Below are 11,058 nucleotides of genomic sequence, written 5' to 3' on the forward strand. Positions count from 1 at the left end.
TCCTATTGCTCACTGCTGTCCCCATCGACAACATAAATATTTTCTTGATTCGTATTGATGCCATCATCTTCAACCATGGCTAAAACACGGCTGCGTTCCTGTAATTCGTTGACATCTGCTTTCAAAACATTTACGCTGTTTTGCACATCGCTGAGCTGGGCAGCCGTTTGTTGGCGTTCATTAGACAATACGATATTATAGGATGCCAGACAAATTTTAGACAGCGCATACAAACCTGCTGATATCATCAGCACCAAAACCAATACACCCTCAATGCGAATTCTTCTTCTCCGTTTGATCAGTCTTGCTTTTGCCATATAGGCTCCCTCACTTTCTCTATAATACGCAGTTTTGCAGAATGTGAACGATTATTTTCCTGCAATTCCTCTTCTTTCGCTAAAATCGGCTTTCTGGTAATCAACCGATAATTTAACTGTTCAGCTTCTACCACAGGCAGCCGTTTGTTCACTTTTGCCGGTTTTCCAACCTTTGCAAACGTTTCTTTTACGATACGGTCTTCCAATGAATGGAAACTGATCACACACAGTCTTCCGCCTACATTCAATAATTCCAGTGCTTGTTGCAAAGCATCTTGCAGTTCCTGCAATTCTCCATTCACTTCAATGCGAATGGCCTGAAAGCTTTTTTTCGCTGGATGACCCTTTTTATTCAACACTTTTGCCGGCAAGGCATCTCGTATGACATCCACCAGCTGAAAAGTTGTATCAATGGAATGCACCTGGCGACGGCGTTCAATTGCACGTGCGATTTGCTTAGCAAACGGTTCTTCTCCATAACAATGAAGAACTCTGCACAATTCCTCATAACTATATGTATTGACCACTTTCCATGCATCTAATTCTTGTTGCTGGTCCATGCGCATATCCAATCTTGCGTCATACCGGTAAGAGAAACCTCGCGATGACTCATCCAATTGCGGACTGGACACTCCCAAATCCATCAAGATACCATCCACGCGTTCTACTCCGTATTCCAGCAGTTTCTCTTTCATTTTTGAAAATTGTGAATGAATACAAGTAAAACGATCAGAAATAGCAGCTAAGCGAAGCTGACTTTCTTGAATTGCCTGCATATCTCTGTCAAACGCATACAAGTGACCGGATGAAATTCTTTTTAATACTTCACTGCTGTGTCCGCCTCTTCCTAAAGTGGCATCTACATAAATTCCATCCGACTTTATCTGCAGTCCTTCAATACATTCATTCAACAATACACTGATATGCCCGCTCATAGTTCAAACTCCGTTAAATTTTCTGCTACATCTTCAAAACAAGCATTTTGTTCTTCTTCTAATGCTAACCAAGTTCCTTTATCCCATATTTCGATATGTGTTCCTACACCGACTACTTTGCATTCCTTTTGTAAATTGGCAAGTTTTACCAATCCAGCCGGAATCGTAATTCGTCCTTGTGCATCAAATTCACATTCCGCAGCTTTGCTCAGCATCATACGTGCATACATACGAGCATCTTTGCGTGTACTGGGAAGCGTGGACAGGCGTTGATAAACTTTGGCCCATTGCTCTTTGGTATATACATACAAGCATCCATCTAATCCACGATTGACAACTACACTGTCGCCTAGTTCATCACGAAATTTAGCAGGTAGGATCATTCGTCCTTTTTTATCAATGTTGTGATCAAATTCTCCTATCAGCACCTTTCGTCCCCCACTTTCCACCTTTTTCTGGAACTTTTCACCTCAATTATAAACTTTTTTTATTTTTTTGTATAGTATTGGACTATGTTTTTTTCATTTACATTTTTTCCCAAAATTCCTTTGTTCTCATTGCATTTGTTGAAAAACATACATATTATTCGAAAATTTCCGACTTTTTGATCTTTTCATACAAAAAAAAGAGGCCATGCCTCTTTATGTCTTCTCTATGCCCGCTTCATTCGTTCAAGCAAACTATCATAAATTGGTTGAGATCGGCAAAATTGTGCAGTGAAATATGCTACAAAAGAAACAAAACACAATGACAGCAACTGCGGCATGCCTCCGCTCATTTCCATGATCAGCACCACACCAGTTAATGGTGCACGAACGATAGCGCTGAATAAGGCTGCCATCCCTAAAATGATGAAATTATTTAAAAAAGATGTGTCCAAGTCACTGATCAAAAAAACGGCATTTCCGTAAATGGCGCCTAAATAGCTTCCCAAAACAAGCATAGGAAAGAAGATCCCGCCAGCAGCACCGCTTCCAAAGCTGATCAAAGAAAAGAAAAATTTCATAAGCAGCAGCAAAAGCAATGTTTGAAGCAGCTGTTTGGATTCAAGAAGAGAGACCATCACATGTCCACCGCAAAGCACTTGAGGCAGAAACAGCAAAAAAAGCAAACTGGCAAAAAGTGCTACGAAAACGCTGCGGCGATTTCTCAAACAATACAGCTTTGCAAACAGATCTTGTATATGCAGTGTAGCATAGTTATAAAAGGCTCCTGCCATGCCGCAAACGATTCCCAGCCCAATGATCCATCCATAGGCAGCTAGCGGCAATGAGCGGTCGATCCAAAAAGAGAAAGAAGGAGCGAAACCAAATACCATCCGAGATAGAAAATCACCTGTCATGGCTGCCGCTAATAAGCTTAATAAAGTTGAAGTGCGCAGATCTTTTGTCACTTCTTCAACACAGAACAATACACCAGCCAATGGCGCATTAAAAGCAGCTGCTAAACCTGCTCCCGCACCACAAATGATCAGCTGTTCTTGATCTTGTTCTTTATGCAAGAGCTGTGCAACGCCTTTCCCGCACATTCCTCCCAATTGAATGCTCGGACCTTCTCTTCCTAAGGATAAACCCGCCAAGGAGGCAAGCGTACCGGCAATCATCTTACATGGCAGTACACGTCGCCAATTCTCTTGAAAATCGCCATGCACCTCTCCCTCAATTTGCGGGATCCCGCTTCCGGAAATCATAGGTTCATAACGTAAAAGCCGGATGATCAATACCCCTATCACAAAAAAAAGCAGGGCTATCGGGATCAATAAATAAAGATGTGCATGAATCAGTTGACTAAGCCACATGACCAGATCTTCTGTCCAGGTAAGCAACTGCCGATAAAGTACAGAAATGATGCCCGCACAGCCCCCAACTAGAAACGCTTCTAAAATCAAGCCATATTTTTTTTGACTGTTACCCTCTTTCAATCGCATCTTCTTTCCCCTCTTCTATCTCTTGTAAAAAAATTCTCTGTAATCCTTGCATATCATCTACTTCCATATCGCCGCGAAAAGAAATAGACTGCGGTTGTTCGCTTAAGTAAATATGACTCCATATCGTCTTCCAACCTGCCTGATGTGCTCCTAAAATATCGGATGCATAACTATCTCCGATATAATAGACATGATCTTCCTTTTTTATCTGCAGCTGCTTCTCGACCCAGCGAAACAAGCGAATATCGGGTTTGTCAATTCCGATCATACCAGAAAAAAACTGGTGTTCTCTCCTTATATATGCATCCACCCCTAAAGCAATCGCTTTTTGACGTTGATGATCTTCATCGCCATTACTGATCAGCGCTAATCGTACTTTCCTATTTTTCAGCAGAAGCAGGGCTTTCTGCATCCCTTCTTCCATATATAAATGCTTTTGATAATAGGCATACGCTTCTTGAATATCCTCCAACACCTTTTGCTCTAAAGAAATATGATAATCCAAGAAAGCTGCTTCATTGCGCAGCATGACCAGTTCTTTTTCTTCATAATCCCGTTTTGCACGCAACGCATCACTATGACGCCGGCTTGCCATAAAAATCTGCTGTAGCTGTCTGTCATCTGGAACACGATCTTGCAACACCTGTTTGCACGCTCTTTCAAAAGGCTGATACAAATCATAAAGTGTCCCGTCCATGTCAAATATCACATATGTATGCATTTCATCACCCATATCATTATACACTTCTGAACATGAAAAAAAAGAGCTTTTTCACTGCTCTTTCTTAGAGTGGATCTGTGGTCTTCGTACGAATTTTAAAAAGAAAATAACATACATGAAATACCCATGCACAAAACAGGAGAATACGTGCGATCCATATTTCCCGCATCATGACAAAAGCGAAGAGCATCATGATCGTCGTGATGCTCATCATCGTTGCTTTTTGGCGAATCGTCAATCCTTCCCCGTTAAAAAAAGGAGTCATATGCTTTTGATACAGCGGTTTCGAATGCAGCCAAGCCTGTAATCGAGCAGAGCTTTTAGCAAAGCACCAAGTTGCCAGCAGATAAAACGGCACTGTAGGCAGAACAGGCAAGAATGCCCCTATCGTTCCCAATACAAATGCAATCAATCCCAATGCTGCATAAATCATCTTTTTCATCGTTCTGTCTCCTTCTTCAATCGTCGTTTTTCCTTTATAGATTCAATCATATGCGAGATGACCAGAAACGGATGGTGAAACAACATCCGCATCCCGCTGTAACGCATTACTTTTTGAATTTGTTTTCGATAGTTCGGTTCATAACAATGAACCTTGCAGTTTGAACAAAATGTCTTTTTTTCCATGAACGGACAGTGCTGAGTGCGCATGCGTGCATAGGCGATCAATTCCTCACAAGATGGGCACAATGTTTTCCCGTGGTTGCCTCTGCAATACAATTTGATCATTTCTTCAACGACGCGCATTTCTTTTGCCCGCTTTTTCTCTATATCCCTTTTTTTCATGAATGCTTCCTTCCAAATGAAGCCTGTATGCAATGGTCACACAACCGCAGAGTAGAAGGTCGATGAGAAACCAGCAAGATCGTTTTTTCTTTTTTCTGCTGATCCAGTGATTTTAGTATGACAGCTTCATTCAACGCATCCAGATTGCTGGTAGGCTCATCCAGCAAAATCAGATCCGCATCATACAGGAAGACACGGGCCAGACCAATACGTTGTTTTTCCCCTCCGGACAATGACTCTCCCAGCTCTGTTACATGACTTTCATACCCGTTTGGCAACTGTATGATAAAATCATGGATACTCGCTTTCTTGCATGCTTCAACTATTTCTTCATGCGTTGCCGCTGGTCTTACAAAGCGGATATTATTTTCGATCGTATCATGGAAAAGGTGTGTTTCTTGTGTCATATAGCTTTCAAGATCACGCAAAGAAGATGTTTTCATTTGCTGAATATTTTGATTATCGATCACTACTTTTCCTTTATCAACATCCCAGAAGCGCATCAGCAACTTTAATAATGTTGATTTCCCGCTGCCGCTCGTACCTAAAATACCTGTCATTTCTCCTTTTTTGATATGCAAAGATACATCTTTTAATATGGCTTCTTTTTCATAAGCAAAAGTGACATCATTAAAATATACATCCCCATTCGTTGCCAGTGTTCCCTCACGGTTTTCTTTCACTATTTCCTCTTCATCAAGTACATCTAATACCCGTTTGCCGCTGGCCAATGTATTCTGCAATGTGGTTCCTAAATTAGCTAAAGCTGTTACCGGTCCAAATGAAGACAGCAAAGAAACAAATGTGACAAGAACCGCTTCTTTTCCAATGAAACCACTGTTCCATAATCCATAAGCAAGAGCCAACATTCCTAAACTGAGCGTCAAAATAGCTGTATTGGTCAGTGCGCTGCCTTTGCCAGATGCAATGCGCAGCTTTCCTTCCACTTCCGAAAGGACGCTGCTTTGTTCATTTAATTGTTGGGCCCTGCTTTCTCCTGCGCCAAATTGCAAAATCACTGACACTCCGCGTAATGATTCCAAAAGAAAACTTGCAAAAGTACCTGCACTGTTCCTGCTTTCAATGCCTAGATCTTTACAATGATGTGAAAGATAAATAGGTAATACAACACCCACAACTATGTAGCTCACACATGCAAAGACACCTAATAACAGATGCCATTGAGCGATCCACAAACTCATGACGATGCTTACGATTGCTGCAATCAAGATGGGTGAGATCGTATGGGCATAAAATACTTCTAACAGTTCTACATCGCTTGTCAGCATATTGATCAAATTTCCTTTATCTCTTCCTTCCAACTTGGCCGGACAAAGCCGCCGCAATGCGCGAAAAACACGATCTCTGATCAATGCCAGTATCTTAAAGGCAATATAATGATTGCTCGCCTGTTCCCCATAACGCAAGATTCCTCTTGCTACGCCAAAAAATCCCATCGCCCCTAACAGAAACATCCAGTTCATCGACACACTGTATCCGAGCACTTTTATGATCCCAATTGCGCCAAACACCGTGATCATGATCGAGCAAAGAAAGCCAAGCACGCCTAAAACAACAGCAGCGATCATCCACATCCATAACGGACGTACCAATCCAATCAAATCGTACATGATTCTAATTCCGCTTTTTTTCATCTTCCTGCTCCTTTCCATAGTTTTCTAACGCTTGTTGCGCATTCCATAATTTGTTGAATATCCCTTTTTGATTGCATAATGTATGAAAATTGCCTTGTTCTGCCACTTGTCCTTTTTCCATCACATAAATTTGATCTGCATGACGTGCATTGGCTAAACGATGTGTAATAAGGATCACAGTTTTCTTTCTTGCAAGTTCTTCAATCAACTGCATGATCAAATTTTCACTTTCTATATCGATATTGCTGGTTGCTTCATCAAAGACATACACATCGCCGTCCTGCAACAAAGCTCTGGCAAGAGCCAAACGCTGACGTTGTCCGCCCGAAAAATTGGAACCTTGCTCTTTCAGGATCGTATCCAACCCATCTTGTTGCTTCAAATATGCAGCTAATTGGACTTTTTCTAAAACATCCCATAATTCCTTATCTGTCGCTGCAGGCTTCGCTAAACATAAATTTTCTTTTACAGTTCCAGCAAATAAATAAGATTGATAAGATACACGTGTGATCCATCGCAAACGATCTGTTTCGATCACATCTCTGGCATCTTGCATTCCAAAACGAATATCTCCGCTGTAATTTGTCAATTCCCCCATCAGCAAAGATGCCGCTGTACTTTTGCCACAGCCGCTTTCACCAATGATGGCGGAAAAGCTTCCTTTATCGAATTTCATATTTAGATCATGGATCACTTCTTTGCCCGGCTCATATGAAAAACCGACATTGGAAAAAACAACAGGGAAAGGTTGCTCTGTCAATGGCTGTGTTCCTTGTTTTGCAGCTGGACTTTCTATCAATGAAAAGATCTTGTCGCTTGCTGCCATACCATTCATCGCAATATGGAAATAAGAACCTAATAATCGCATAGGTATAAAAAATTCTGCAGCCAGCAAGAGTGTCATCAATGCCGCTTGCAACGTAATCGATCCATGTTGAAATTCAATGATCGTGATGCCAATGCCAAGTGCTGCTCCGCCAAAAGCAACTAGATCCATGATCGTGATCGAATTAAGCTGCATCGTTAATACTTTCATCGTGATCTTTCGAAATTTTTCTGCTTCCTCATTCATGATCTGTTGCTGACGTTCATCGGCCTGGTATATTTTCAAAGTGGTCAATCCTTGTAAATTTTCAAGGAAATGGTCGCCTAATTTTGTATATTGTCCCCAATAACGAGACAATAATCTTTTTGCAAAAGTCTGAACAGCAGCAATCGATATCGGAATGAGCGGTACACAGAGAAACAGGACCACAGATGCTTTCCAATTGAAAGGCAATAAAATAACAAACAAGGTCAACGGGGCCATCATACTATAAAAGAACTGCGGTAAATAGCTTGAAAAATATACTTCCAGCTGATCTACTCCCTCTACGCACACCTGGATCAATTCACTCGTTGCGATTTTTTCATGATAACTTCCCCCCATTGCCAATATCTTGTGATATATTTTCTCACGTAACTGCTGTTTTACTTCTCTAGAAGATTTTTCGCTGTATACAGCAGAACGGCAAGCCAAATAATAACGTGTTAAAATAACAGCAATAGCGATTACGATCAGCAGTAAAACAAAACCAGGATCAATGACCCTATCCATAAATAGCGAAGAAAGAAACCATGCGATCATGGTGATCAACAGAATATTCAAAAGTAACATCCCCCACTGACATATCACATTTTTTTTGATATAACGTAACGAAGAATTTACTTCTTTGATTAATTTTTTATTTATCATCTGGAGCTCTCCTTTTTAGTTATCTTAAGCTAACTTATAGGTTAGCAGAAACTAACCTTTCTGTCAACTCTATTTTGTTTGCCAATCTTTACTGTTACCTTCCGTTCACCTTCCCTATCTCCCTTTTCTTGCATTGTAAAACAAACATGTTATAATGGTTTAGATATTAATTTACAGAATGTGGGGTTATAACGTGAAATTCAAACAACTGTTTGCAATACCAAATGTATTGTGTTATATACGGATTGCATTGATTCCTTATTTTATAACAAACTATCTGCATGCTGAAAAAGCGATTGATTATCTATTTTCGGCCTTGATCCTAGCCTTTATGGAAATAACTGATTTTCTTGATGGATACATTGCCAGAAAATATCATATGATTACAGAAATAGGAAAGATCATTGATCCCATAGCGGATAAACTGCTTCAATTAACACTGCTGGTCTTACTGCTCTATCATTATCCGCTTGCCGTTTTCGTATTGATCTTATTTTTAATCAAGGAAACAAGCATGACCATTTGCGGGTTGCTCTCCATCCACAAAAAGTGCCGGTTAGATGGTGCCCTCTGGTGCGGAAAAGTTTCAACAACTGTCTTTTATCTCTGCATGGTCACATTGATTCTCCTGCCAACGATCCAGCGCTCATTCGCGAATGTGTTATTATTGACAACTGCAGCTTTTCTGCTTTATTCGTTCATCATTTATATGCGTACTTATCATCAGATGTTAAAGCGCAGGTAGACTTCGAGCTTAACCATTCATTTATAAAAACGTGCTGATACCGGCACGTTTTTTGTATAGACGAGGGCATGTTCTTCTTAAAATTGCAGACGATAGCAAAGAAAAAGAGCAACATCTGCATGATACAGACGTTGCTCTTTTTATATATTCATTATAACAACTGTATTATGGAATAATGATATTCCCAGTTTGAAAGATCCTTTTATTCAACACTTAAGATGAAAGAGTAGACTGGCTGTTCACCATTATCAATCTCTACTTCTACATTACTGATTTCTTCGATATGTGCTGCAACCTGGTTTGCTTCTTCTTCTGTTGTACCCTCACCGTAAATCAAAGTAACGATTTCACTGTCTTCATCTAGCATCGCATCCGCCAGCTTGCATGCTGCTTCCACCTTGTCTTCCACAGATACGATGATATCTTTTTCCATGATTCCCATGAACTGTCCAGCTTTGATTTCCATTCCTTCAAAAGTTGTATCTTTGATTGCATATGTCACCTGTCCCGTCTTTACAGTGGTGATTGCATCGCTCATCTCCGCAAGATTGCTTTCAAAATCAACATCCGGATTAAACATGATACATGCACACAATCCTTGCGGGATGCTCTTGCTTGGAATAACGTGTACCTGTTCTTCTTCACAAACAGTTGCGGCTTGCTGTGCAGCCATGATGATATTTGAGTTGTTTGGCAGGATGAAAATATGTTCTGCATTCACATGATGAATGGCATCCACAAAATCCTCCGTAGACGGGTTCATCGTTTGTCCTCCGCTGATCACATAATCGCAGCGTAATTCTTTGAACATATTTTTCAAGCCGTCGCCTGCAGCAACCGTAATGATCGCATACTGCTTTCTTTCCTGCTTTTTCATTGTTGCTTTTGCTGCCGGCTCCATTGTTTCATCGTCGATCAAGTTATCATGCTGTTCCTGCATATTTTCTGCTTTCAACTTGATAAAAGTACCATGACGTCTTCCCATTTTTACTGCCTTAGCCGGTTCTAACGTATGTACATGCACTTTAACGATATCGTCATCTTGTACACAGACAATTGAATTTCCTATTGTTGCCAGTTCTTCACGCATGCTGTTTTCATCAAAGTTGCGTGCGCCTACCTCTGACAAGCGAATGATAAATTCTGTACAGAATCCGTATTCTTCACTGTCAAGAGCCGCTCCTGCTTTTTCTTTGCTTGTTTCAACAGCCTGAGGCTGGATCACTTCCCCACGAATGGCAGAAAGAAACCCTTCCAATATCGTACATAAACCACAGCCGCCACTATCTACAACGCCTACTTCAGCAAGCACCGGCAATAGTTCGGGTGTACGCTGTAAAGAAGCATTGGCCTCTTCCAGCATTTTTGCCATTACTTGTTCGCATGTAACATCTTCCAGGTCCATAGCATATGCATAGGTATAATCCGCAGCTTCCCGAACAACGGTTAAGATCGTACCTTCTACCGGGCGCATAACTGCACGATAAGCAACTCGTGAACCATTAACTAAAGCTTTTGCCAACTGTGCTCCATCAATGACATCCATTCCTTCAACGCCTTGATAAATACCGCGAAAGATCTGAGAGGTAATGACACCTGAATTTCCGCGTGCTCCCATCAGCAATCCTTTAGAAAGCACCTTCATGATCTCACTTACACTATTGCTCTGGACATTCAAAGCATCTTTTACACCAGCACTAAATGTCAAAGACATATTTGTTCCTGTATCGCCATCCGGTACAGGAAATACGTTCAATGCATCAATTTCACTGGATTTATTGGAAAGCAGATTCATCCCGCTCTCCAGCATCTGTTTCAACAATGTACCATTGATTGTTTCCATATTCATCATCCTACTTCATCACTTTGACGCCTTGAACATAGACATTGATTGCATTGAATTTTAATTCCAGCGTCTTTTCCATCATATATTTTACTTTCTTTTGAGCCTCATGCACCACTTCACTGATCTTGATTCCATGAGAGACGATAATATATAGGTCGAGCTCCAATCCTTTTTCATCTTGGCGCACAACGACACCCTTTGAGTAGTTTTCCTTTTTCAATAATTCAGCGATGCCATCTTTTACAAACTTTTGACTTGCCATACCAACTACACCATAACATTCTGTAACAACACCACCTGCCAGTGAAGCAACAGCATCTAATGAAATATTGATATTTCCAAATTCGGTACTCTTAGAGATTGACATACGATTACCTCCTCCATATCAGAA

Annotated in this window: 12 protein-coding genes; 1 reads left to right on the top strand and 11 read right to left on the bottom strand. The window is 40.8% G+C overall.

The features are described from left to right. Window positions 1-2: 2 nt before the first annotated feature. From BQ9859_RS08365 to BQ9859_RS08405, 9 genes are all read right to left on the bottom strand, one after another. On the bottom strand, window positions 3-317 hold the full coding sequence (locus BQ9859_RS08365; protein WP_075877751.1) for a hypothetical protein: 315 nt from the start codon (window positions 315-317) through the stop codon (window positions 3-5). Then, the gene (rsmH, locus tag BQ9859_RS08370) at window positions 299-1,252 is read right to left on the bottom strand and encodes a 16S rRNA (cytosine(1402)-N(4))-methyltransferase RsmH (RefSeq protein WP_075877752.1); all 954 of its coding nucleotides are present in this window, start codon (window positions 1,250-1,252) and stop codon (window positions 299-301) included. The genes BQ9859_RS08365 and rsmH overlap by 19 nt, the downstream gene beginning before the upstream one ends. Next, window positions 1,249-1,680, bottom strand: a complete 432-nt coding sequence (gene mraZ, locus BQ9859_RS08375) for a division/cell wall cluster transcriptional repressor MraZ (RefSeq protein WP_075877753.1) — start codon at window positions 1,678-1,680, stop codon at window positions 1,249-1,251. Before mraZ ends, rsmH begins: the two co-directional genes overlap by 4 nt. Before the next feature lie 224 nt (window positions 1,681-1,904). Then, window positions 1,905-3,179 carry a ClC family H(+)/Cl(-) exchange transporter gene (locus tag BQ9859_RS08380; RefSeq protein ID WP_075877754.1) on the bottom strand — a complete coding sequence of 425 codons (1,275 nt, stop codon included), beginning with the start codon at window positions 3,177-3,179 and terminating at the stop codon, window positions 1,905-1,907. Further along, entirely contained in the window at window positions 3,160-3,912 is a 753-nt protein-coding gene (locus tag BQ9859_RS08385; protein WP_075877755.1) for an HAD family hydrolase, read from the bottom strand. Before BQ9859_RS08385 ends, BQ9859_RS08380 begins: the two co-directional genes overlap by 20 nt. 52 nt (window positions 3,913-3,964) lie before the next feature. Then, complete coding sequence (locus BQ9859_RS08390; RefSeq protein WP_075877756.1) at window positions 3,965-4,342, bottom strand: YbaN family protein; 378 nt, start codon at window positions 4,340-4,342, stop codon at window positions 3,965-3,967. Then, the gene (locus tag BQ9859_RS08395; RefSeq protein ID WP_075877757.1) at window positions 4,339-4,686 is read right to left on the bottom strand and encodes a nitrous oxide-stimulated promoter family protein; all 348 of its coding nucleotides are present in this window, start codon (window positions 4,684-4,686) and stop codon (window positions 4,339-4,341) included. Before BQ9859_RS08395 ends, BQ9859_RS08390 begins: the two co-directional genes overlap by 4 nt. After that, complete coding sequence (locus tag BQ9859_RS08400; RefSeq protein WP_202613470.1) at window positions 4,683-6,341, bottom strand: amino acid ABC transporter ATP-binding/permease protein; 1,659 nt, start codon at window positions 6,339-6,341, stop codon at window positions 4,683-4,685. The genes BQ9859_RS08395 and BQ9859_RS08400 overlap by 4 nt, the downstream gene beginning before the upstream one ends. Next, window positions 6,322-8,076 carry an ABC transporter ATP-binding protein/permease gene (locus BQ9859_RS08405; protein ID WP_075877758.1) on the bottom strand — a complete coding sequence of 585 codons (1,755 nt, stop codon included), beginning with the start codon at window positions 8,074-8,076 and terminating at the stop codon, window positions 6,322-6,324. Before BQ9859_RS08405 ends, BQ9859_RS08400 begins: the two co-directional genes overlap by 20 nt. A gap of 193 nt (window positions 8,077-8,269) precedes the next feature. Here BQ9859_RS08405 and BQ9859_RS08410 point away from each other — a divergent pair, with 193 nt between their 5' ends. Next, window positions 8,270-8,821: a CDP-alcohol phosphatidyltransferase family protein gene (locus BQ9859_RS08410; RefSeq protein WP_235846417.1), complete on the top strand. Its 552-nt coding sequence runs from the start codon at window positions 8,270-8,272 to the stop codon at window positions 8,819-8,821. A 202-nt stretch (window positions 8,822-9,023) separates the two neighbouring features. Here the strand turns inward: BQ9859_RS08410 and BQ9859_RS08415 are convergent, their stop codons facing one another. After that, complete coding sequence (locus tag BQ9859_RS08415) at window positions 9,024-10,664, bottom strand: DAK2 domain-containing protein (protein ID WP_075877760.1); 1,641 nt, start codon at window positions 10,662-10,664, stop codon at window positions 9,024-9,026. 10 nt (window positions 10,665-10,674) lie between these two features. Then, complete coding sequence (locus BQ9859_RS08420; protein ID WP_075877761.1) at window positions 10,675-11,034, bottom strand: Asp23/Gls24 family envelope stress response protein; 360 nt, start codon at window positions 11,032-11,034, stop codon at window positions 10,675-10,677. Between the last annotated feature and the right edge of the window lie 24 nt (window positions 11,035-11,058).

The sequence above is a fragment of the Merdibacter massiliensis genome (assembly GCF_900155395.1).
Taxonomy (GTDB): Bacteria; Bacillota_I; Bacilli_A; order Erysipelotrichales; family Erysipelotrichaceae; genus Merdibacter; species Merdibacter massiliensis.